The sequence below is a fragment of the Streptomyces sp. NBC_01481 genome, assembly GCF_026339995.1.
Lineage (GTDB): Bacteria > Actinomycetota > Actinomycetes > Streptomycetales > Streptomycetaceae > Streptomyces.
Window position 1 is genome coordinate 808,317 of the sequence record NZ_JAPEPT010000002.1, and the last position, 21,736, is coordinate 830,052.

Genomic DNA, 21,736 nt, shown 5'->3' on the forward strand with positions numbered 1-21,736 from the left:
GATGAGCGGTCGAAGCGCGCCGTCTATGACATGGCGGCCCGCCCCACCGCCCCCGCCGCCGCGCGGGCCGCGGGCGAGGTCGCGAGATATTCGACGGCCTTGCGCAGTGAGCCCTCCTGCGAGGGATGGTACGACCGCCGGAAGTAGCGGGGTATGGCCGCGCCCAACTCCCGCCAGGTGGGCAGCAGCCCCTTGTCCACCGCGCGGTTGTGCTCGCGCAGGGAGTAGCGCATCCGCCCGGCGAGCTGGGGATCGTGCCGGATCAGATAGGCCGTGCCCCATGCCCACAGCCAGAGCAGCATGGGCGCGGTGACGGCCATGCCCTCGATACGGCGGGCATAGCGCGGCAGCCCCTCGCCCCCGCAGTGCTGGTACATGTCGAAGGCGACGGCCCGGTGCTCGACCTCCTCCGCGCCGTGCCAGCGCAGCAGATCCAGCATGATCGTGTCGGCGTCCGCCCGGTCCAGCCCCTCGGCGTGCAGCACCCAGTCGCCGAGGACCGCCGTGAACTGCTCGATCGCGGCGATGATCGCCAGCCGGAAGCGCAGCCACTCCTGGGGCGGTATCGGCGCCCCGAACGGCGGCTTCTCGCCGAGGAGTTTCTCGAAGAGGAAGTCGACGTGCTTGGTGAAACCTTCGGTGCCGAGCCGCTGGGCGGCGAGGTGGTCCAGTACATACGCGTGCTGGACGCTGTGTGTGGCCTCCTGGCCCATGAAGCCCTTGACGTCCTTCCTCAGCACCGGATCACGGACCAGTGGCAGGGCCTCCTTGAAGACCTTGACGAACCACCGCTCCCCGGCCGGCAGCAGCAGATGCAGCACATTGATGACGTGCGTGGCCGTGGGCTCGTCCGGTATCCAGTGCAGCGGGGTCTCGTCCCAGTCGAACGAGACCCGGCGCGGCTTGATGGGGTAGTGGCCGACCTGCTCCTCGGCGCTCACAGGGGCGGCTCCAATCGGGCGATCGCCCGCAGTGTTCTGGGCGTGAAGCGGGACATGAAGTGGGCGCCACGTGCCTCGGGCGTCACCGGCACCACCGCCTGGTTCTTCACGACCGCCCGCAAAATCGCGTCGGCGACCTTCTCCGGCGGGTAGTTGCGCAGGCCGTACAGCCGGGCGGACTTCTTCTGGCGGCGCTTCTCCTCGGCCTCGTCGACCCCTGCGAAGCGCGCCGTGGACGTGATGTTGGTGTTGACGAAGCCCGGGCAGATCGCCGAAACCCCGATGCCTTGTCCTGCCAGCTCGGCCCGCAGGCACTCGCTGAGCATCAGCACCGCCGCCTTGGACGTGCTGTAGGCGGGCAGCGCCTTCGAGGGCTGATAGGCCGCGGCCGACGCGGTGTTGACGATGTGGCCGCCCTGTCCGCGCTCGGCCATCTGCCTGCCGAAGAGCCGGCAGCCGTGGATGACACCCCACAGATTGACGTCGAGGACCTTCTTCCAGTCCTCGGGGCTGGTCTGGAGGAAGGAGCCGGAAAGGCCTATCCCGGCGTTGTTGACCAGGACGTCCACCACGCCGTACTCGCCGGCGACCTTCTCGGCCAGCTTCTCCATCGCCTGCTCGTCGCTCACGTCGACCGTCTCGCCCCAGGCCTCGGGTGCGCCGATCAGCCGTGACATCTCCGCGGTCCTGGCCGCCCCCTCCGCGTCCCGGTCCACGGCGACGATCCGCGCCCCTGCCTCGGCAAAGGCGAAGGCCGTGGCCCGCCCGATGCCGCTGGCAGCGCCCGTCACCAGGACGAGCTGGCCCCCGAACCGCTCGGCATACCGTCCACGGGCCGTGCTCTCCCGCCCTGCCACCCCGGCGGCGCTGTCCTCGTTGGCAGTGACGAACTCGCTGATCCAGGCCGACAGCCGGTCCGGTCGGCTGCGCGGCGCCCAGTGCTTGGCCGGCAGCGAGCGGCGCGTCAACTGTGGTGCCCACTCGCCGAGTTCGTCGTAGAGCCGCTCGGACAGGAATATGTCACCGGTGGGCGTGATCAGCTGGACGGGCGCATGCGCGTACGCGTCGGTGCGCGGGCGGCGCAGCCTGGCCCGGACGTTGTCACGGTAGAGCCAGGCGCCGCGTGCCGCGTCCTGCGGCAGCGAGGGGGTGGGGTAGCCGGCCGACGGCATCCTCTCCAGCCGCTGAAGGATCTTCGGCCACTGCTTGCCGAGAGGCCCGCGCCAGGCGAGCTCCGGAAGCACGGGCGTGTGCAGCATGTACACGTACCAGGACTTGGCACCCTGGCCGAGCAGCTGGCCGACCCTGCGGGGTGTGGGCCGGCTCATCCGCTTCTTGATCCAGTGCCCGAAGTGGTCGAGCGAGGGACCGGACATCGAGGTGAAGGAGGCGATGCGGCCCTCGGTGCGCTTGACCGTCACGAACTCCCACGACTGCACCGAACCCCAGTCGTGGCCCACCAGATGCACCGGCTTGTCCGGGCTCACTGCGTCCGCGACCGCCAGAAAGTCGTCCGTCAGCTTCTCCAGCGTGAAGCCGCCTCGCAGCGGGACCGGCGCGGTCGAGCGGCCGTGCCCCCGGACGTCGTAGAGCACCACATGGAAGCGGTCCGCCAGCCGCCGCGCGACCGCCGACCAGACCTCCTTGCTGTCCGGATAGCCGTGCACGAGCAGCACGGTCGGCTGCGTCGCGTCGCCCAGCTCGGCGACGCACAGCTCGATTCCGCCGGTACGGACCCAGCGCTCCCGGGCACCTTCGAGACCCATGCCGGCTCCCTCGCTCACGCGTCCTCCGCCCAGCGCCGCACATGCGGCAGATCATCGTCCAGCCAGAACGCGCTCTGTTCGGGGTCCTTGGAGTCGGTGACCACCAGGATCTCCTCGAACTTCGCGCCCGTACCCCTGAATCCGAGGTGCGGCTCGACCGCCCACAGCCCCGGCCGGGGCGGATGGTCGGAGAACCTGTACGGGCTCCACAGCGGCGACCAGCCGTCCCGGTGACCGTGCAGGGCGTCGCTCGCCAGTCCCTTCAGCGACTGGGTGCCGAAGCCGAAGAGCTGCGGCACCCAGCGCCGCTCCTTCACCCGGTCGATCTTGTGGGCGATGACGCCGAAGGGATAGGCACGGTGCCGGTTGGCATAGCCCTGCCGGACCATGAGCCGGTCCACGTCCTCATAGATCTCGCGCATCGAGCGCCGCTCGCGCACCTCGCGCAGGATCAGCTCGCGGTGTGCCTGAAGGTCGGCCAGCAGCTTGTTGTGGAGAGGGCTCGGCCCGAGGCAGCCCGAATAGCCGATGTCCGCGGTGAAGCCCTTGTAGACGGGGGCCATGTCGAGGATGAAGGGCATGCCCGCTTCGAGGACGCGGTTGGTCGGGAAGAACTGCAGCGGTATACGGAAGTTGACGAAGGCCGTGCGGTCCCCGAACCAGGCGAAGGGGAGGTGGAACCAGTCGCGCACACCCCGCTCCCGAAGCCACTCGCGCTGCATCCGCGCCGCCCCGCGCTCGGTCACGCCGGGCTTGAGCTGGGCCGCCACCGCCTCCGCGCATGCGTACGCGAGACGCTGCACCTCCCTGAACCCCCGCAGTTCCGCGGTCAGTTCGCTTGCCACTGCTGAGGTCATGCCACCTGCCCTCCCCGTGCGGTACCCGCCTCGTAACTTGCCACTGATGAATGTGACAATGCCCGACGGCTACGTCAAGGCCCGTGCGTCAGCCTGTGGACAACTCGGAGGCCAAGGGTCACGGAGTTGTCCACAGCGAGGAGCGGGGAGCCCTGCACTCAGGTAGCAGCCCCCTACGGGTCCATACCTCTGGAGTCGGACACGGATCCAGCCGCGCAGGTTGACGCCCGATGTGTGGTGCGCCACTACCTTCGAATTGTGACTGTGATCGCGACCGAAAGCCTGAGCAAGCGGTTCCCCCGGGTGACCGCGCTTGACCGGCTCTCCTTGGACATCGGACCCGGTGTGACCGGCCTGGTGGGCGCCAACGGAGCCGGCAAGTCCACGTTGATCAAGATCCTGCTGGGTCTGTCCCCTGCCACGGAGGGCCGGGCCGCCGTGCTCGGCCTCGACGTCGCCACGAGCGGCGCCGCCATCCGGGAACAGGTGGGGTACATGCCCGAGCACGACTGCCTGCCGCCCGATGTGTCGGCCACCGAGTTCGTCGTCCACATGGCGCGCATGTCCGGGCTGCTGCCGACGGCCGCCCGCGAGCGCACCGCCGACACGCTGCGCCATGTCGGGCTGTACGAAGAGCGGTACCGCCCCATCGGCGGCTATTCGACCGGCATGAAACAGCGCGTCAAGCTCGCGCAGGCCCTCGTCCACGACCCGAAGCTGGTCCTCCTGGACGAGCCGACCAACGGGCTCGACCCGGTCGGCCGCGACGAGATGCTGAACCTGATCCGCCGCATCCACACCGACTTCGGCATCTCGGTCCTGGTCACCTCGCACCTCCTCGGCGAACTCGAACGCACCTGTGACCATGTCGTCGTCATCGACGGCGGATCGCTGCTGCGCTCCAGTTCGACCAGCGACTTCACCCAGATCACCACGACCCTCGCCGTCGAGGTCACCGACACGGACACCCATCCCGACGGCACCGCGGTGCTCCGTGAGGCGCTCGCCGCCGCCGGAATCACGCTCCACGCGCGCGTGGAGGAAGGTCTGCCCGGAGCGGGCCACATCCTCCTCGTCGAGGCGACGGGCGAGGAGACGTACGACGTCGTGCGCGACACCGTCGCCGGGCTCGGCCTCGGTCTCGTACGGATGGAACAGCGCCGCCACCACATCGCCGAGGTCTTCCGCCCCGAAGGTCCCCAGACAGCGGCCCAGCCCATGGAGGTGCAGGCGCGATGAGCACAGAGCTCACCGGAGTCCCGGGCAGCGGGGTCCAGAACGAGACCACCCGGATCCACAACATCGGATACCGCAACTACGAAGGCCCGCGGCTCGGCCGGGCGTACGCCCGCCGCTCGCTCTACTCGCAGTCGCTGCGCGGCGCGTACGGACTGGGCCGCTCGGCCAAGTCCAAGGTCCTGCCGATGATTCTCTTCGCGGTGATGTGCCTGCCTGCGGCGATCATCGTCGCGGTCGCCGTCGCCACGAAGCTCAAGGACCTGCCGCTGGACTACACCCGCTATGCGATCGTCACCCAGGCGGTCATCGGGCTGTTCCTCGCCGCGCAGGCCCCGCAGTCCGTCTCGCGCGATCTGCGCTTCAAGACGGTTCCGCTGTACTTCTCGCGTCCCATCGAGCGCATCGACTACGTACTCGCCAAGTACGGCGCCATGGCTTCGGCGCTGTTCGTGCTCACCGCGGCGCCCCTGGTCGTCCTCTACGTCGGTTCGCTGCTCGCCAAGATGGACTTCGCGGACCAGACGAAGGGCTTCGCGCAGGGCATGGTCTCCGTCGCGCTCCTGTCCGTGCTCTTCGGCGGCATCGGCCTGGTGATGGCCGCGCTCACCCCGCGCCGGGGCTTCGGCGTCGCCGCCGTCATCGCGACGATGACCATCACCTACGGCGCGGTCTCCACCGTCCAGGCGATCGCCTGGGAGACCGGATCGCCCGAAGTGATCAAGTGGCTCGGCCTCTTCTCGCCGGTCACCCTCATCGACGGCGTACAGACCGCCTTCCTCGGCGCAACCTCGGCCTTCCCGGGCGAGGCGGGTCCCGGTGCGGGCCCGGGCACGGTCTATCTGCTCGTCGTCCTCGCGCTCGTCGCCGGCTCGTACGCCGTACTGATGCGCCGCTACCGAAAGGTCGGGCTGTGACCACCATCAACATCGAGCACACCTCGCGGTGGTTCGGAAATGTCGTGGCCGTCAACGACGTGACCATGACCGTCGGCCCGGGCGTCACCGGACTGCTGGGTCCCAACGGCGCCGGAAAGTCCACCATCATCAACATGATGGGTGGTTTCCTGGCCCCCTCGACGGGAAGCGTCACGCTCGACGGTCAGGCGATCTGGCGCAACGAGTCGGTCTACCGGCAGATCGGCGTCGTACCGGAGCGGGAAGCCATGTACGACTTCCTCACGGGCCGCGAATTCGTCGTCGCCAACGCCGAGTTGCACAATCTGGGCAAGAAGGCCGCCCAGAAGGCGCTCGCCACGGTCGAGATGGAGTACGCGCAGGACCGCAAGATCGCGACGTACAGCAAGGGCATGCGGCAGCGCGTGAAGATGGCGTCCGCTCTGGTGCACGAGCCGTCCGTGCTGCTGCTCGACGAGCCGTTCAACGGAATGGACCCGCGCCAGCGCATGCAGCTGATGGACCTGTTGCGGCGGATGGGCGCGGAAGGCCGCACCGTGCTGTTCTCCTCGCACATCCTGGAGGAGGTCGAGCAACTCGCCTCGCACATCGAGGTGATCGTTGCAGGACGGCATGCCGCGTCCGGCGACTTCCGCAAGATCCGCCGGCTGATGACGGACCGGCCGCACCGCTATCTCGTACGGTCCAGCGACGACCGGGCGCTTGCCGCGGCCCTGATCGCCGACCCGTCGACGGCGGGCATCGAGGTCGACCTGGCCGAGGGCGCGCTGCGCATCCAGGCCGTCGACTTCGGCCGGTTCACCGAGCTGCTGCCGCGGGTCGCCCGCGAGCACTCGATCCGGCTGCTGACGGTCTCGCCCTCGGACGAGTCCCTCGAATCGGTCTTCTCCTACCTCGTAGCGGCCTGAAAGGAGCTGTGACGTCCATGTACAACCCCACAGTCGCCCGGCTCACCTATCGGGCCGTGCTCGGCAGGCGCCGCGCGGCGATCCTGTTCGTACTGCCCGGTCTGCTGCTGCTCATCGCGGTGGCGGTCCGGAGCTTCAACGGCCTGGACGACCAGGTCGCAGCCGACCTCCTCGGCGGATTCGCCATCGCCACGATGGTGCCGCTGATCGGAGTGATCGCGGGCACCGGCGCGATCGGGCCCGAGATCGACGACGGGTCGATCGTCTATCTGCTCGCCAAGCCGGTGAAGCGCCCGACGATCATCGTCACGAAGCTGATCGTGGCCATCGCGATCACCATGGCCTTCTCCGCGATTCCCACGCTGATCGCCGGATTCATCCTCAACGGCAACGGCCAGCAGGTCGCCATCGCCTACACGGTCGCGGCGCTGGTCGCCTCGATCGCGTACAGCGCGCTGTTCCTTCTCCTCGGCACGGTCAGCCGCCATGCGGTCGTCATCGGACTCGTCTACGCCCTGGTGTGGGAGACGCTGTTCGGCAGCCTCGTGCCGGGGGCGCGCACGCTGAGCGTGCAGCAGTGGTCGCTGTCACTCGCCGAGAAGATCGGCGGGGAGGGGCTGATCGGCTCGGACGTGGGGCTGCCGCTCGCCGTGACGCTGCTGGCGGGAGTCACGGTGGTGGCGACCTGGTACGCCGGTCAGAAGCTGAGGGTGCTGAAGCTCGCCGGCGAGGAGTGATCCGGAAGGCCCTCCGACAGTCGGGCAGTTCGTCCTCGGCCCCCGTCCTCAGGGCGGGGGCCGACGCGTACCGGCAGGGCGCCGGTCGCCGCGCCGGAAAATCAGTGGCAGCGAACCGTCCACCGGGGCACAGTAGTTGAGCCGGGCGCACGCCAGTGCGACCGACGCCACCGACCGGGAGAGGAGCGCGGCGATGACCGAGAGTACGAGTGGGAGTCCGTCGAGCTCCCTACAGGGCAGCGCCGGGCAGGCAGCGGAGTAGCCACCGACGACTCCGCGAGGCCGCCCGCAGGAAGCTGCCCGGGGGGCGGCCGCTTCGAGCGCGCATCTGCGCGGGCCGCCCCCCTCCCGGCGGATTGGCCGGTGGCTCCAGCCCCAGCGGAACGACTGTCCACAACGGGCCGTCAGCCGAGAAGACTTCAGCACCACAGGTTGTGAACGTACGCCCCCAACAGGGCCGTCAGCCCAGCAACCTCTCCAGTACCACCGCGATGCCGTCGTGTTCGTTCGACGCCGTGATCTCGTGCGCCACGGCCTTCAGCTCTTCATGCGCATTGGCCATCGCCACACCGTGCGCCGCCCACCCGAACATCGGGATGTCGTTCGGCATGTCGCCGAACGCGATCGTGTCCGCGGCCCGCAGCCCAAGGCGCCTCGCCGCCAGCGACAGCCCCGTCGCCTTGTTCAGCCCCAGCGGCAGCATCTCCACGATGCCCGCGCCCGCCATCACCACGTTCACCAGGCTGCCGACGGTCGCCCTGGCCACGCTCGTCAGCGCGTCGTCGTCCAGCTCCGGATGCTGGATGTACACCTTGTTCAGCGGGGCCGACCACAGCTCGGCCGGGTCCTCGTACGCCACCACCGGCAGCGGGCCTTCCTGCACCCGGTACCCGGGGCCGACCAGCACTTCGCCGTCGAGCCCGTCACGGCTCGCGGCCAGCGCCAGCGGGCCGACCTCCGCCTCGATCTTGGAGAGCGCGAGCCGGGCCAGCTGCCGGTCCAGCGTCAGGGACGTCAGCAGCCGGTGCTCGCCCGCGTGGTAGACCTGCGCGCCCTGGCCGCAGACGGCGAGGCCCTCGTAGCCCAGGTCGTCCAGGATGTGCCGGGTCCAGGGCACGGCACGTCCGGTGACGATGATGTGCGCGGCGCCCGCCGCGGTCGCCGCGGCGAGCGCGTCGCGCGTGCGCTGCGAGACCGTGTCGTCGTCACGCAGCAGCGTGCCGTCGAGATCGGTCGCGATCAGGCGGTACTGCAAGCTCACTTGGAGACCGGTTCAAGCACTTCACGACCGCCGAGATAGGGCCGGAGCACCTCGGGCACCCGCACCGAACCGTCCGCCAGCTGGTGGTTCTCCAGGATCGCCACGATCGTGCGCGGTACGGCGCACAGCGTGCCGTTCAGCGTCGCCAGCGGCTGCACCTTCTTGCCGTCGCGCATCCGGACCGACAGGCGGCGCGCCTGGAAGCCGTCGCAGTTCGAGGCGGAGGTCAGCTCGCGGTACTTGCCCTGTGTCGGGATCCACGCCTCGCAGTCGTACTTGCGCGAGGCGGAGGCGCCCAGGTCGCCAGTGGCCACATCGATCACCTGGAACGGCAGCTCCAGGCCGGTCAGCCACTGCTTCTCCCAGTCGAGGAGCCGCTTGTGCTCGGCCTCCGCGTCCTCGGGAGCGACGTACGAGAACATCTCGACCTTGTCGAACTGGTGCACCCGGAAGATGCCGCGGGTGTCCTTGCCGTACGTCCCCGCCTCGCGGCGGAAGCACGGCGAGAAGCCGGCGTAGCGCAGCGGCAGCTTGTCCGCGTCGATGATCTCGTCCATGTGGTACGCCGCGAGCGGGACCTCGGAGGTGCCGACCAGGTAGTAGTCGTCCTTCTCCAGGTGGTAGACGTTCTCGGCGGCCTGGCCGAGGAAGCCCGTGCCCTCCATGGCGCGCGGCCGGACCAGCGCGGGCGTCAGCATCGGGATGAACCCGGCCTCCGTCGCCTGCGCGATCGCGGCGTTGACGAGCGCGAGTTCGAGCAGCGCGCCGACGCCCGTCAGGTAGTAGAAGCGCGATCCCGACACCTTGGCGCCGCGCTCGACGTCGATGGCGCCGAGCGCCTCGCCGAGCTCCAGGTGGTCCTTGGGTTCGAAGCCCTCGGCGCCGAAGTCGCGGATCGTGCCGTGCGTCTCGAGGATGACGAAGTCCTCCTCGCCGCCGACCGGGACGTCCTCGTGGACGATGTTCCCGAGCAGGAGCAACAGCCGCCTGGCCTCTTCGTCGGCCTCGTCCTGAGCCGCGTCGGCGGCCTTGACGTCGGCCTTCAGCTGCTCGGCCCTCTTCAGCAGTTCGGCGCGCTCTTCGGGAGTGGCCCTGGGGATGAGCTTGCCGAGCTGCTTCTGCTCGGAACGCAGCTCGTCGAAGCGGAGGCCGGACGACCTGCGCCGCTCATCGGCCTGGAGCAGGGCGTCGACGAGTTCGACGTCCTCTCCACGGGCGCGCTGGGAGGCGCGAACACGGTCGGGGTCCTCACGGAGCAGGCGAAGGTCAATCACCCCACCAGGCTACCGGTGCCGACTCGCTCAACCTCACTCGATATTGCCTTGCGTGTCACTATGTCCGAATTGCCGGAATTTAGAAAGCTGCCGCCTATTCACCAGGCAAGCGTCAATAAATGCTGGACCACTCGCCGAAATGGGGCATCCGGCCGTTGTCTGAATTGACCCGCTTCTCTTGCGGGGGCGGGACTCGGACTCCCCTTGTCCACAGGGATACGGGCTGTCGCAGGGTTATCCACAGGCTGTGTGCGAGATCTGTGGACCACGGAAATGATCATTTCCAATGTCGGGCGTGGGCCGGAGGATTCCCCTTCCAAACCCACCTCACACGCTCATTCGGGTGGGAATTCCTCGCTCCAAAGAGTTGATCAATGGAATTGAGGTGACACAAGGCACCGTGCGTACCTGTGGACGGAAGTGGGTGACTGGACCGATTTGTCGACCATGTCGTGTTGTGTTGTCGACTTGTCCCCAGGTCGAGAAGCACACCTGTGGATAACTTCTGTGGATAACGAAAATCTGCAGGTAGGACCGGTTCAGACCCCGGACCCGGACGCTGGCCCCGCACTCCGGACCCGGAGTGGGCTCAGGCCCGGCCGTCCTGGCAGCGCGCCAGCCAGTCCGACGCCGCTGTGAACTCCGCGTCCGACGTCCCCGCACGCAGCGCCCGTACGTCCCCGACCGCCACACCCGCCCGCGGATACGAACCGAGGAACCGCACATTCGGACAGATCCGCTTCAGCCCCATCAGCGCCTCGCCCACCCGGCGGTCCGAAATATGGCCCTCGGCGTCCACGGCGAAGCAGTAGTTCCCGATCCCCGCACCAGTCGGCCGGGACTGGATCAGCATCAGGTTGACCCCGCGCACCGCGAACTCCTGGAGCAGTTCGAGCAGCGCACCCGGGTGGTCGTCGCCCAGCCAGATGACCACCGACGTCTTGTCCGCACCGGTCGGCGCCGAGGGCCTGGCCGGACGGCCGACGAGTACGAAGCGGGTCTCCGCGTTCTCGGCGTCATGGATCTCGGTGACCAGCGGCTCAAGGCCGTATGTCACCGCCGCGAACTCGCCCGCGAAGGCCGCGTCGTAGCGGCCCTCCTGCACCAGCCGCGCGCCGTCCGCGTTCGACGCGGCCGACTCCCACAGGGCATCGGGAAGATGGGCCCGCAGCCAGTTGCGCACCTGCGGCTGGGCGACCGGATGGCCGGTCACCGTCTTCACCTCGGACAGCTTGGTGCCCGGGCGTACCAGCAGCGCGAAGGCGATGGGCAGCAGCACCTCGCGGTAGATCATCAGCGGTTCGCCGGAGGCGAGCTCGTCGAGGGTCGCGGTGACGCCGCCCTCGACGGAGTTCTCGATCGGTACGAGGGCGGCCGCGGCGTCCCCGTTGCGTACGGCATCGAGCGCGGCGGGCACGGACACCATCGGGACGAGCTCCCGCGTGGCGGCTTCCGGGAGCGTGCGCAGGGCGGCCTCGGTGAAGGTGCCCTCGGGGCCGAGATAGGTATAACGAGTGGCTGACATACGTCATCCTCGATGGAGCGGCAGCGGCGGCGTCGGTGACCGCGCACGCCCCCGACCGGGGGTTCGGGGGTTGTCCCCCGACGTATGCAGCGCGCGTGGCCGACATACCGTCACCCTAATGGGCCCGGAGTCCTCAGGACTCCAGGAGCCGCTGTCCCACGTACTCGCCCTCCTCCGGCCCGCCCGGCGCCGCGAACAGCCCGCTCGCCTCGTGGCGGATGAACGCCGACAGCGCATCGCCCCGGTCGAGCTTGCGCTGCACCGGAACGAAGCCGCGCAGCGGATCGGCCTGCCAGCAGATGAAGAGCAGCCCGGCGTCCGGCGTCCCGTCGGCGCCGATCCCGTCGTGGAAGGAGAACGGCCGCCGCAGCATTGCCGCGCCGCCGTTCTGCTCTGGCGCGGAGATCCGGGCATGGGCGTTGTCCGGGATGACCAGCCTTCCGTCCGGGCCGGTCTTGTCGAGCGCCAGCTCGGTCGTCTCACTGCCGCCGCTCAGCGGAGAGCCGTCGGACTTGCGACGGCCGATGACCTGCTCCTGCTTCGTGAGCGGAAGCTGCTCCCAGTCGTCGAGCAGCATCCGGATCCGGCGGACGACGGCGTACGAGCCGCCCGCCATCCACGCGTACTTCGCCTCCGACGTCCCCGAGGCCCCCGTCGTCTCTGACGTCTCTGACAGCACGAAGATCCGCTTGTCGAAGTCGGGCTCGGACGGCTTCGGATTGCGGGTGCCGTCGATCTGGCCCATCAGATTGCGCGCGGTCATCGGCTTCCCGGTGGCCCCCGGCGAACGGTTGAAGCCGTTCATCTGCCAGCGCACTCGGGCCGCCTCCCCCGCCGCCTTCTGGATCGCGCGCAGCGCATGGAAGGCGACCAGCGCGTCGTCCGCGCCGATCTGCACCCACAGATCGCCGTCCGACCGCTTCTTGTCCAGCTGGTCGGAGGAGAACGCGGGCAGCGGGTCCAGCTGCGGCGGGCGCTGCGCCACCAGCCCCGTACGGTCGAAGAAGCTGCGACCGAAGCCGAAGGTGACCGTCAGCGAGGACGGCCCGGCGTCCAGCGCGACGCCCGTGTCGCCCTCGCCCGCCGACCGGCCCGCCATCAGCCCGCTCGAGAGTGAGGACCAGCGGCGCAGCAGTGCGGCGGCTTCCTTGCGGCCCGCGCCGGGCACCAGGTCGAAGGCGATCAGATGGCCGCGGGCCTGGAGCGGTGTGGTGATGCCGGCTTGGTGGGTGCCGTGGAAGGGGATGCCGGTCGAACCGAGCGTCGCCAGCGCGGTCGGGACGTCGCCGGAGGCCGCGGCATGTGCGGCGGCGCCGCCCGCGGCCCCCAGTACAAGGCCGGTGGCGCCGGCCGCACCCACGGTGCCGAGCAGCCGCCGCCTGGAGATGTCGTTGTCGCGCACAGGGTCACTCACGGGTGGGTCAGCCGATCTTGATGTTCTCGTCGGTGGTGGTCTGGTCGATGTCGGAGGTCCGCACGGTCACCTGGACCTGCCAGTCGCCGGGCATCGGGATCTGGACCGCGTCCGCGCTCCAGTGTCCCGTGGCGACGCGGTCGGGCGTGATCGGCAGCGGGCCGATCTGCTTGGCCTTGAGGGTGAAGGAGACCTTCACCTCGGGCACGTCCATCGGCTTCAGGTCCGGGCTGTAGATCCAGACGTGCATCACGTTGGCGCCGGAGGTGGCCGGGTCGAGGCTGAGCCGGACGGTGCCCTTGCCGTTCTTGCCGCCGGTGTCGAAGGGCAGCTTGATCTCGGTGGGGCCGTTCGGCACGGTCGCGGCGGCCTGCGAGCCCGAGGCGTTGGCGGCCTCTTCTTCCGTACGGCCCGGTTCGGTGGACGTCAGGATGGTGGTCACGGCCAGCAGGACCACCGCGATGCCCGCCTCGGCCAGTACGGAACGGCGCAGTCCGGAACGTACCGGGTCGGCGTCTCTGGCCTTGTCCCGGGCCTTCTTCTTCTGGGCCGTTGCCACCGCGGCCTTCTGCCGGGCGAGTTGGGCGGCGCGCTCGGGGTCCGCGGCGTCCTCGGCACCCGGGTCCGCCTCCTCGCCACCTGGGTCCGCCTCGTCGGCAGCCTCCTCGGCAACCGGGTCCGCCTCCTCGCCTGCCTCCGTCACCTCCGCCGTCTCCGCGAGCTGCGCCGTCCACCGACGCGAGATCCACGCGACGCTCACCAGGACGAGGACCAGCCCCACCTTGATCAGCAGCAGCTGCCCGTACCAGGTCCCGGTCAGCGCCGACCAGGAGCCGACCTGCCGCCAGGACTGGTAGATCCCGGTCGCCGCGAGCACGACCACGCTGCCGAACGCCACCGTGGAGAACCGCCGTACCGCGGCCCGCTCGATCGACGGCGCACGGTAGAGCGCGGTCAGCAGCGCCGCGAGCCCGCCGAGCCAGGTCGCGACGGCCAGCAGATGAGTGACGTCCACGGGCATCGCGAGTCCCGGCTGAATGCCCGTCGACGCATGCTCCGAGAGCGCCCATGTCGCAGCGATCCCCGCCGCGACGACCGCGCCGCCGACGGCGAGACCGAAGGTCAGGTCCTTCTTCTCGCCCTCGTCCTCCCGCTTCGCGTACGCCCCGAAGAGCACGGCGATGAACAGCGCGGCCGCCCCCAGCAGCATCAGCCGGGAGCTGAGCGCGGCGCCGGTCTTGGTCTGCAGGACGTCCTGCAGCCCGCCGAGGTCGAAGGCGTCCGCCAGTTTCCCGGAGCCTGTGTACGGGGTGCGCAGCAGCAGCGTCGCGAGAGTGGCCGCGGTGAGCGTCACCCACCCGCGTACGACCAGGCGTTGCAGCGGCCGTACGGAAGCACCCCGCTGCCAGCAGGCGAGCACGAAGGCCGCGCCGCCCGTCAGCAGCACGAAGCCCGCGTACGAGGCGTAGCGCGCGATGTCGTAGAGGACGCCGACCACTCCGCCGCCGGCCTTCTGGTCGGGAACAACGGCGGTGGTCTTGGAGGGCGCCCCGATGGAGAAGGTGAAGGCACCGGAGACGGGATGGCTGTCGGCCGAGACGGCCTGCCAGGCCACGGTGTAGGTGCCGTCGGGCAGTCCGGGCAGCAGATCGACGCCGTAGATGACTTTGCCGCCGGTGCCGAGGTCGCGGACGGCGGCCTTGTCGGCGCGTTTGCCGCTGGGTTCGAGGACCCGGATCGAGTCGTTCCCCATGGCCACCTGCTCGGAGAAGGTGAGCGTGACGTCCTTGGGGGCGGTGGCGACCACCGCCCCGTCCTTCGGGTTGCTCCCGGTCAGCGCGGCATGCGCCGACGCGGGGCTCGCACCGGCCAGGAGCGCACCGAAGAGCGTGCCGAGGAGCACGATCGCGGCGAGCAGCAGCCGGAGGGGGGACGGGCCGAAGCGCGGGGCGGTGGCTGTCATGGATTGATCAGTCCCTCGGTGCTCAGTGCTTCTTCGGGTTGTACGTGGGCTCCTTGACGGGAAGTTCGACCGTGATCGGGCCGGACTCCTCGAAGCAGAGCTCCACGGTGACCTTCTCGCCCTGCTTCGGCTGCTGCTTGAGCTTCATGAACATGATGTGGTTTCCACCGCGTTCGAGATCGAGCTCGCCGTCCGCCGGGACGTCGAAGGCCTTCACCTCCTGCATCGTCTGGTTCTTCGACTCGTGGATCGTGATGTCGTCGGAGACGTCGCTGGTGACGGTGGTGAGCTTGTCCGCCCCGCCACCGCTGTTGTGCACCGTCAGAAAACCGGCTGCCATGTCGCCGACGGGCTGTGGCATGAACCCGCCGCTGACCTTCAACTCCGGTTTGCCGTCGGACGAGCAGCCCGCCAGCGCCAGTCCCGCGGTCAGGGCTATGACGGCAGCGAGGGACGTACGCCGGTTCACGGGCTCTCCCCGCGGATGATCTTCGGGAGGTCCTTGGCGTAGTCGTCCGCCGTGGTGTCCTCGCCGTAGAGCACATAGCCCTTGTCGGTCTTCGGGGAGAAGGCGATGACCTGAGCGCCGTGCATGGAGACGACCGTGCCGTCCTTCTCCTTCTTCGGCGGGTCGATGCCGATGCCGATCTGGCGTGCGCCGGCCTGGATGGTCGGGAAGTCGCCGGTGAGCCCGGTGAAGGACGGGTCTCCGGCGGCCGGCAGCCACTTGGCCAGCTCGGCCGGTGTGTCCCGCTCCGGATCGGTGGTGACGAACACGACCTGGAGCTTGTCCTGGTCGGCCTTGGGGAGCTGCTTCCTGGCGATGGCGATATTGCTCATCGTCAGCGGGCAGACGTCGGGGCAGTGCGTGTAACCGAAGTAGATCAGTGTCGGCTTGCCCTTGGTCTGCTCACGCAGGTCGTACTTCTTGCCGTGCGTGTCCGTGAGGACGAGGTTCGGCTTGGTGAACGGCTGGTCGAGCACGGTCGCGGGCCGGTTCGCCCCGGCCGAGACATCGGCGACGGGGCTCTTGGCGGAGTCGTCGCCCGAGCAGGCGGAGAGGCTGAGCGCCGCGGCCACGACGAGCGTGGCCGCGAGCACGGTCTTCTTGCGCATGGAGAAATGTCCCAAGTGTCGTGTACGGAGCGTCAGGAGGAGCGACGGCGGCCGGCCAGGACACCGAAGGCCACACCCGCGATGCCGACCAGGATGCCGACGACCGCCAGGATGCGGGCCGTCGTGTCGCTGCTGTCGGCGGACGCGGTCTCGGACTTCGTGTCCTCGTCGTGCCCGGCGTTCTTCCCGTCCTTCGCGGACGCGTCCTTCGCGCTGCCGCCGTGGTGGTCCTCCGTCGCGGCCGACAGCTTCAGGACGGGCGCGGGGGACTCGGGCTCCGGGGCGCCCTCCTTCGCCTCCTCGATCCAGCGCACGACCTCCTTGTTGTCGTACGTCTGCAGTGCCTTGAACACCAACTGGTCGGTGTCCTCGGGCAGTCGGCCGAGGGAGACGGGGAACTGCTGGAACTCGCCCGGCTTGATCTTTCCGCCGACTGATGTCCACGTGATCTTGGAAGGAGCCTCGGTGATCTGCTTGCCGTGCACCTCAAGAGGCTTGGCCAGCTTGGCCTTGGTGACCACGGCCTCCCAGCCGGGGACGGGCTGCGGCATGGCGGAGGCCATCGGGTGGTCGGCCGGGAGGCTGACTTCGAGCTTTACGGTCGAGGCCTTGTCGCGCTCGTTGGGGACCTTGAAGTTGACCGTCGCGTAACCGCCCTTGGCGGCCTCGCCCTGCGGCTGCACGCTGACGTGCGCGAAGGCGGTGCCCGAGAGGAGCAGCACGGAGGAAGCGGCGATTCCGGTCGCGACAGCGATACGGGAAACGTTCATGGGTGAGGACACTCCACAGTTCAGAAGAGGTGAGTGTGTGCCGCGCATATACGTGCGCGGGCACCACGGCACCACTCCCGTGGGCCGCGTCAGGCTGCCAGAGCGAGGCGGGCGGGAGGCCCGCGCCTGATCACCGTGTGCTGGAGTGCCTCACCGGTGAGGAGCACGGGAGGGGCCCACGAGATCCGGGCAGTGCGCGGATCCACCGCGGGCGCCACCGCCAGACCGGAACGCAGCGCCCGTACGAGACAGAGAGCGGCGCGCAGCGAACGCAGCCGGCCCGCCTCGGCCACCTCATGGGCCGAGTCCGCCGACAAGCGGATCAGCCGCACCAGCGCCAGATCCCCGCGCCGCAGCAGCCAGCCGGTCGCGAGCGCGGCCAGCAGATGCCCCAGCAGCATGGGGAGGGAGGGCAGCAGCTCCGGCGAAGCGACGGCCGTCTGCGCCATGTGCTCATGGCCGAGGTGGCCGCCGGGTCCGCCCTGTCCGGGCGGGGTGATACCGGAGGTGGTGACGATCCGCCGGGCGTCCGCGGGGCTGATCGAGGCGGCGCCCGCCCCGCACATCAGCTTCGCGGCCATCCTGATCAACGCGTCGTCCGCCGTCGGGGCGAGGCGCAGCTGATGCTGTCCGAGCCCGAACAGAGCGTGCAGGGAAAGCTGTCCGGCGGTGAGCGCGACGGCGATGGACGGCAGCGAGCGCACCCGCCCCGCGAACGGCGCGACCAGCGCGAACATTCCGATGAAGCCTGCCGCAAGCGTCCACCAGGGAATCGCGGCGCAGGCCGCCAGCACATGTCCCGTCGCGGACAGCACAACGCAGACCGCGGTGAACACCGCGGCCCTCAGCAGCCGGGGACCGGCTCCGGCGCGCGCAACGGGAAGGGACGACATGGCCGGGTCATCATCGCACTGTGCCCGGAGCGCCCATACGGCAGGTCCGGAAGATCCCTTTTCTGAAGCGCACTGCCGCGTACGAGGACCCAAGCGCCGGCGCATACACCGCCACCCGAACCGTGCGCATCCGCCGAATGAGCGCAATCACATCAACTGTGTGCTTACGCACGGTGTCTTACGGCAATACGTATCGGTATGTCGAGCCGCAGCCAGGAGGCCGGAGCATGAGCATCTGGTGGTCACTCCACTTGCGGCGAGATGCCGCGAGCGTCCCGCTCGCCCGCCGCCTGTTGCTCGGCACGATGGAGACCGCGGGAGTCGATCCCGACATCTCCTACGATCTGTCGGTCGCCCTCAGCGAAGCCTGCGCGAACGCCGTGGAACACGGCGGCGGCCAGGGGGCCGGGGAAGCCTCGGCTGCATACCGCGTGACCGCGTATCTGGACGGCGAGACGTGCCGCATCGAAGTGGCCGATTCGGGGCCCGGCTTTCCCGTCCGGCGCGGCGGGCAGTGCGCGACTGCCACGCAACCACCGTCCCCGACCGCCGAGAGCGGCCGCGGTCTGTGTCTCATCGAGCAGCTCGCCGACCATGTTCATGTCCGCAACCGGCCCGGCCGGGGTGCGGTGGTCAGCTTCGACAAGATCCTCAAATGGCGGGAGGGCGCGCTGCTCAAGGTCTCCTGAGCAGCGCGCCCTCCTGGAGGTTGTGTGCGGCCTCCGGGTCAGCCCTTGAGCGAGGCCATCCAGGCCTCGACCTCGTCGGCCTGCCGCGGCAGCGCCGCCGACAGATTGCGGTTGCCGTCCTCGGTCACCAGGATGTCGTCCTCGATCCGGACGCCGATGCCGCGGTACTCCTGCGGCACGGTCAGGTCGTCCGCCTGGAAGTAGAGCCCGGGCTCCACCGTCAGACACATGCCCGGCTCCAGGGTCCCGTCGACATAGGCCTCGGTGCGCGCGGCGGCGCAGTCGTGGACGTCCATGCCGAGCATGTGGCCGGTGCCGTGCAGCGTCCAGCGGCGCTGCAGACCCAGCTCCAGCACCCGCTCCACCGGACCCTCGATCAGACCCCACTCGACGAGCTTCTCGGCGAGCACCCGCTGCGAGGCGTCGTGGAAGTCGCGGAACTTGGCACCCGGCTTCACGGCCGCGATGCCCGCCTCCTGGGACTCGTACACCGCGTCGTAGATCTTGCGCTGCAGCTCGTTGAAGCGGCCGTTGACCGGCAGCGTGCGCGTGATGTCCGCGGTGTAGAGGGTGTGGGTCTCCACGCCGGCGTCCAGCAGCAGCAGCTCGCCGGAGCGGACCGGTCCGTCGTTGCGCACCCAGTGCAGGGTGGTCGCGTGCGGTCCCGCGGCGCAGATGGAGCCGTAGCCGATGTCGTTGCCCTCGACGCGGGCGCGCAGGAAGAAGGTGCCCTCGATGTAGCGCTCGCTGGTCGCCTCGGCCTTGTCCAGGACCCTGACGACATCCTCGAAGCCGCGCGCGGTGGAGTCGCACGCCTTCTGGAGCTCGCCGATCTCGAACTCGTCCTTCACGGCACGCGCCTCGGAGAGGTAGACGCGCAGTTCCTCGTCGCGCTCCGCGGTGACCTTGTCGGTCAGCGCCGCCTCGATACCGGCGTCGTGGCCGCGCACGGCGCGGACCGGCCCGCTCGCCTCGCGCAGCTTCTCCGGCAGCTCGCGCACGTCCTTGGCCGGGATGCCCAGCAGCTGCTCGGCCTCGGCCAGGGAGTGACGGCGGCCGACCCACAGTTCGCCCTGGCCCGACAGCCAGAACTCGCCGTTCTCACGGTTGGAGCGCGGCAGCAGGTAGACGGTGGCCTTGTGCGCGCCGTTCTTGGGCTCCAGAACGAGGACGCCGTCCTCGGTCAGGTCGCCGGTGAGGTAGGCGTACTCGGTGGAGGCGCGGAAGGCGTACTCGGTGTCATTGGAGCGGGTCTTCAGATTGCCCGCCGGGATCACCAGGCGCTCGCCGGGAAAACGCGCCGACAGCGCGGCACGGCGGGCGGCGGTCTGCGGGGCCTGCGCGATGGGCTCCAGGTCGCGCAGCTCGGTGTCGGCCCAGCCCGTCGTCATGTTCTCGGCGAGCTCGTCGGACACGCCCGGGTACAGGCCGTTCTTACGCTGCTTGATCGGCTGCTCTTCTTCTTCCGGGGTCTCCGGGGGGAGCTCCTCGGCCACGTCTGCCTCCTGGGCCTGTCGGCCTTTCCTGATACGACACTGGGACCTCCCCTGGCTTCAGCCGGGGGCGACCTCACCATCGTATGTGTGAGCGGAAGACGGCCAGGTGTCCTGTGGAAAACGTGCGACGAATCAGTCAAAACGGGCAGCGAGCAACACCACGTCCTCACCGTTGTCGGCCTCGTCGAGACCTTCGGGCAGCACTGTGCGCAGCACATGCTCGGCGATCGCTCCCGGGTCGTCGCGCAGCGACTTCGGCACGCTCGCGGCCGCCGCGTGCAGCCGGGCGAAAGCCCGGTCCATGGGGTCACCGGTGCGCCGCAGCAGCCCGTCCGTGTAGAGCAGCACCGTTTCTCCGGGCTCGGGCGACAGCTCCACGCTCGGCGCCTCCCAGCACGCGAGCATCCCCAGCGGCGCGGACAGGGACGTCTCGACGAACTCGGTACGCCGCTCCCCGACCACCAGCGGCGGTGTGTGCCCGGCGCCGGCCAGCACGATCTTCCTGGCGGCAGGCTCCGCGTACGCGAAGAGCGCGGTCGCGGTACGGGCCGGTTCCGTGAGCCGCAGCAGCAGCTCCAGATCGGACAGTACGGCGACGGGGTCCTCGCCCTCCATCACGGCGTACGCCCGCAGGGAGGCCCGCAGCCGTCCCATCGCGGCCATCGCGCTGGGACCGGAGCCGCTGACTGATCCGACCGCGAGCCCCAGCGCTCCCTCGGGCAGTGGGAGCGCGTCGTACCAGTCGCCGCCGCCGTTGGGGGTGGTGCGGTGTCTGACGGCGAGCTGGACGCCGGGCACCCGGGGCAGCCGGCTGGGCAGCAGTTCCTCGGCGACGGTCGCCACCGTGGCGCGCGCCTGCTCCAGCTCGACGAGCCGGGCCAGATGCTCGGTGGCGTAGCGCATGTAGAGCCCGACCAGATGGCACTGGCGCTCCACCGGGGTGGCGGGCTCGTCGTACATCCACACGGCGGCGCCGAGCGTTCCGGCCGCCTCGGAGGCGAGCGGCACGGTGTAGCTGGCGGCGTAGCCGAGGCGGACGACCACCTCGCGGTGGCGGGAGTCGAGCGTCTTGTCGCCGAGCAGATCGGGCTGGGCGACAGCCTCGGGAGGTCCGTCCGGGCCGGGCCGTCCGTCCGGGAGGCGGCCGTCGAGGATCCGCCCGTAGGCGGTCGCGGTGCGCGGCACCGTCTCGATGTGGCCAAGTTCGGCATGGGTGAACCCGAGGCCCTTAGTGAGGGCGGGACCGCGGTCCGGCTCGAAACAGTCGGCCCGTGAGGCGGCTGAGGCGGGTTCGAGGACAACCAGGCCACGCCGGGCGCCGACGAGGGCGGCACCGGCGCGCAGCAGTTCATGGAGGGCGTCGTCGAGCGAAGCGGTCCGGACCAGGCGCTCGGTGAGTTCGTGGAGGGTGGTCAGGTCGGAGACCCAGCCTGCGAGCCGGTCCTGAATCACCGCTCCGGGAGGGGCCGGTGCGGCGGGGATGGCGGGCAGGGCGGCGGCAGTGTGCGCGGGGTTGGGAACCGTTGAATCGATTCCAGCCACTTTCGGCAGGTGAGAGGGGCTCATGGCAGCCGGCTTTCCGACTGGTGCGTTTCGCTCAATAGCATCGCAAACCCCCATGTCATTCTGCGCCGCTATCAATGCATCCACATGTACACGCACAAGTAAGGGGATGTCCAGCATTGGACCAGTGGGATCGGTGGTGTCTAGGTGACCTTGAACTTGGCCGAAAAATGCACCCCCTGGCGGTCAATTGAGGTCGACTGAGGGCTGTTCGGCAGGGGGGATCCTCCCAGGGCGAAGCCCGAGGGGGAGTCATTCCAAGCGGGATGGGTACCTAAACGGTGATGGCCAGGGGCAGTTGAGACCGCCCCGGAACCTGGCGACGGGCCCGGGCGTCATAACAGCCGGAGGCCGCGCCTCATCCCCGAGCGGCGGGGAAAAGTTCAGCGGGACTGCAAGCGCCAGGCGCG

19 protein-coding genes are annotated in these 21,736 nt (G+C 69.5%); 5 read left to right on the plus strand and 14 right to left on the minus strand.

The window, feature by feature from the left end; all coding sequences use genetic code 11:
• Positions 1–23: 23 nt before the first annotated feature.
• Genes OOK40_RS14310 through OOK40_RS14320 form a run of 3 tightly spaced genes read right to left on the minus strand, consistent with a single transcriptional unit; the run spans position 24 to position 3,564 of the window.
• Positions 24–941, minus strand: a complete 918-nt coding sequence (locus OOK40_RS14310) for a metal-dependent hydrolase (RefSeq protein ID WP_266480712.1) — start codon at positions 939–941, stop codon at positions 24–26.
• Positions 938–2,707 (minus strand): SDR family oxidoreductase, encoded by a 1,770-nt coding sequence (locus tag OOK40_RS14315; RefSeq protein WP_266481723.1) that lies wholly within the window; start codon positions 2,705–2,707, stop codon positions 938–940. The genes OOK40_RS14310 and OOK40_RS14315 overlap by 4 nt, the downstream gene beginning before the upstream one ends.
• Before the next feature lie 14 nt (positions 2,708–2,721).
• Positions 2,722–3,564 (minus strand): M24 family metallopeptidase, encoded by an 843-nt coding sequence (locus OOK40_RS14320; RefSeq protein ID WP_266480714.1) that lies wholly within the window; start codon positions 3,562–3,564, stop codon positions 2,722–2,724.
• A 264-nt stretch (positions 3,565–3,828) separates the two neighbouring features.
• Here OOK40_RS14320 and OOK40_RS14325 point away from each other — a divergent pair, with 264 nt between their 5' ends.
• Genes OOK40_RS14325 through OOK40_RS14340 form a run of 4 tightly spaced genes read left to right on the plus strand, consistent with a single transcriptional unit; the run spans position 3,829 to position 7,362 of the window.
• Positions 3,829–4,803, plus strand: coding sequence for an ABC transporter ATP-binding protein (locus OOK40_RS14325; RefSeq protein ID WP_266481725.1), 975 nt, complete (start codon positions 3,829–3,831; stop codon positions 4,801–4,803).
• Positions 4,800–5,717 carry an ABC transporter permease gene (locus OOK40_RS14330; protein WP_266480716.1) on the plus strand — a complete coding sequence of 306 codons (918 nt, stop codon included), beginning with the start codon at positions 4,800–4,802 and terminating at the stop codon, positions 5,715–5,717. Before OOK40_RS14325 ends, OOK40_RS14330 begins: the two co-directional genes overlap by 4 nt.
• A complete protein-coding gene (locus OOK40_RS14335) occupies positions 5,714–6,625 on the plus strand; it encodes an ABC transporter ATP-binding protein (RefSeq protein WP_266480717.1) in 912 nt (303 codons plus the stop codon). Before OOK40_RS14330 ends, OOK40_RS14335 begins: the two co-directional genes overlap by 4 nt.
• Before the next feature lie 17 nt (positions 6,626–6,642).
• A complete protein-coding gene (locus OOK40_RS14340; protein ID WP_266480718.1) occupies positions 6,643–7,362 on the plus strand; it encodes an ABC transporter permease subunit in 720 nt (239 codons plus the stop codon).
• Between the two features lie 460 nt (positions 7,363–7,822).
• Here the strand turns inward: OOK40_RS14340 and OOK40_RS14345 are convergent, their stop codons facing one another.
• The 9 genes from OOK40_RS14345 to OOK40_RS14385 form a co-directional block, all read right to left on the minus strand.
• Entirely contained in the window at positions 7,823–8,623 is an 801-nt protein-coding gene (locus OOK40_RS14345; protein ID WP_266480720.1) for an HAD family hydrolase, read from the minus strand.
• Positions 8,620–9,897 carry a serine--tRNA ligase gene (gene serS, locus OOK40_RS14350; RefSeq protein WP_266480721.1) on the minus strand — a complete coding sequence of 426 codons (1,278 nt, stop codon included), beginning with the start codon at positions 9,895–9,897 and terminating at the stop codon, positions 8,620–8,622. The genes OOK40_RS14345 and serS overlap by 4 nt, the downstream gene beginning before the upstream one ends.
• A 589-nt stretch (positions 9,898–10,486) precedes the next feature.
• Positions 10,487–11,422 (minus strand): prephenate dehydratase, encoded by a 936-nt coding sequence (gene pheA, locus OOK40_RS14355; protein ID WP_266480722.1) that lies wholly within the window; start codon positions 11,420–11,422, stop codon positions 10,487–10,489.
• A 133-nt stretch (positions 11,423–11,555) separates the two neighbouring features.
• Positions 11,556–12,824, minus strand: coding sequence for an iron uptake transporter deferrochelatase/peroxidase subunit (gene efeB / locus OOK40_RS14360; protein ID WP_266481728.1), 1,269 nt, complete (start codon positions 12,822–12,824; stop codon positions 11,556–11,558).
• 19 nt (positions 12,825–12,843) lie between these two features.
• Positions 12,844–14,799, minus strand: coding sequence for a copper resistance protein CopC (locus tag OOK40_RS14365; RefSeq protein WP_266480724.1), 1,956 nt, complete (start codon positions 14,797–14,799; stop codon positions 12,844–12,846).
• 22 nt (positions 14,800–14,821) lie between these two features.
• On the minus strand, positions 14,822–15,268 hold the full coding sequence (locus OOK40_RS14370; protein WP_266480726.1) for a copper chaperone PCu(A)C: 447 nt from the start codon (positions 15,266–15,268) through the stop codon (positions 14,822–14,824).
• Entirely contained in the window at positions 15,265–15,915 is a 651-nt protein-coding gene (locus OOK40_RS14375; RefSeq protein ID WP_266480727.1) for an SCO family protein, read from the minus strand. Before OOK40_RS14375 ends, OOK40_RS14370 begins: the two co-directional genes overlap by 4 nt.
• Before the next feature lie 32 nt (positions 15,916–15,947).
• Positions 15,948–16,685: a YcnI family protein gene (locus tag OOK40_RS14380; protein ID WP_266480730.1), complete on the minus strand. Its 738-nt coding sequence runs from the start codon at positions 16,683–16,685 to the stop codon at positions 15,948–15,950.
• A gap of 89 nt (positions 16,686–16,774) precedes the next feature.
• A complete protein-coding gene (locus OOK40_RS14385; protein WP_266480731.1) occupies positions 16,775–17,578 on the minus strand; it encodes a hypothetical protein in 804 nt (267 codons plus the stop codon).
• A 227-nt stretch (positions 17,579–17,805) separates the two neighbouring features.
• Between OOK40_RS14385 and OOK40_RS14390 the strand changes: the two genes are divergently transcribed.
• Positions 17,806–18,267: an ATP-binding protein gene (locus OOK40_RS14390; RefSeq protein WP_266480733.1), complete on the plus strand. Its 462-nt coding sequence runs from the start codon at positions 17,806–17,808 to the stop codon at positions 18,265–18,267.
• Positions 18,268–18,305: 38 nt separating this feature from the next.
• Here OOK40_RS14390 and OOK40_RS14395 read toward each other — a convergent pair whose 3' ends face one another.
• Complete coding sequence (locus OOK40_RS14395; protein ID WP_266480734.1) at positions 18,306–19,763, minus strand: aminopeptidase P family protein; 1,458 nt, start codon at positions 19,761–19,763, stop codon at positions 18,306–18,308.
• A 132-nt stretch (positions 19,764–19,895) separates the two neighbouring features.
• Positions 19,896–21,446 carry a PP2C family protein-serine/threonine phosphatase gene (locus tag OOK40_RS14400; protein ID WP_266480735.1) on the minus strand — a complete coding sequence of 517 codons (1,551 nt, stop codon included), beginning with the start codon at positions 21,444–21,446 and terminating at the stop codon, positions 19,896–19,898.
• Positions 21,447–21,736 lie beyond the last annotated feature (290 nt).

What these genes read in the sequence shown, in the direction of transcription:
- OOK40_RS14315 (WP_266481723.1), bottom strand. Translation starts at nt 2,707, where the DNA reads ATGGGTCTCGAAGGTGCCCGGGAGCGCTGGGTCCGTACCGGCGGAATC.
- OOK40_RS14320 (WP_266480714.1), bottom strand. Translation starts at nt 3,564, where the DNA reads ATGACCTCAGCAGTGGCAAGCGAACTGACCGCGGAACTGCGGGGGTTC.
- OOK40_RS14330 (WP_266480716.1), top strand. Translation starts at nt 4,800, where the DNA reads ATGAGCACAGAGCTCACCGGAGTCCCGGGCAGCGGGGTCCAGAACGAG.
- OOK40_RS14340 (WP_266480718.1), top strand. Translation starts at nt 6,643, where the DNA reads ATGTACAACCCCACAGTCGCCCGGCTCACCTATCGGGCCGTGCTCGGC.
- pheA (WP_266480722.1), bottom strand. Translation starts at nt 11,422, where the DNA reads ATGTCAGCCACTCGTTATACCTATCTCGGCCCCGAGGGCACCTTCACC.
- OOK40_RS14365 (WP_266480724.1), bottom strand. Translation starts at nt 14,799, where the DNA reads ATGACAGCCACCGCCCCGCGCTTCGGCCCGTCCCCCCTCCGGCTGCTG.
- OOK40_RS14375 (WP_266480727.1), bottom strand. Translation starts at nt 15,915, where the DNA reads ATGCGCAAGAAGACCGTGCTCGCGGCCACGCTCGTCGTGGCCGCGGCG.
- OOK40_RS14380 (WP_266480730.1), bottom strand. Translation starts at nt 16,685, where the DNA reads ATGAACGTTTCCCGTATCGCTGTCGCGACCGGAATCGCCGCTTCCTCC.
- OOK40_RS14385 (WP_266480731.1), bottom strand. Translation starts at nt 17,578, where the DNA reads ATGTCGTCCCTTCCCGTTGCGCGCGCCGGAGCCGGTCCCCGGCTGCTG.
- OOK40_RS14390 (WP_266480733.1), top strand. Translation starts at nt 17,806, where the DNA reads ATGAGCATCTGGTGGTCACTCCACTTGCGGCGAGATGCCGCGAGCGTC.
- OOK40_RS14400 (WP_266480735.1), bottom strand. Translation starts at nt 21,446, where the DNA reads ATGCTGGACATCCCCTTACTTGTGCGTGTACATGTGGATGCATTGATA.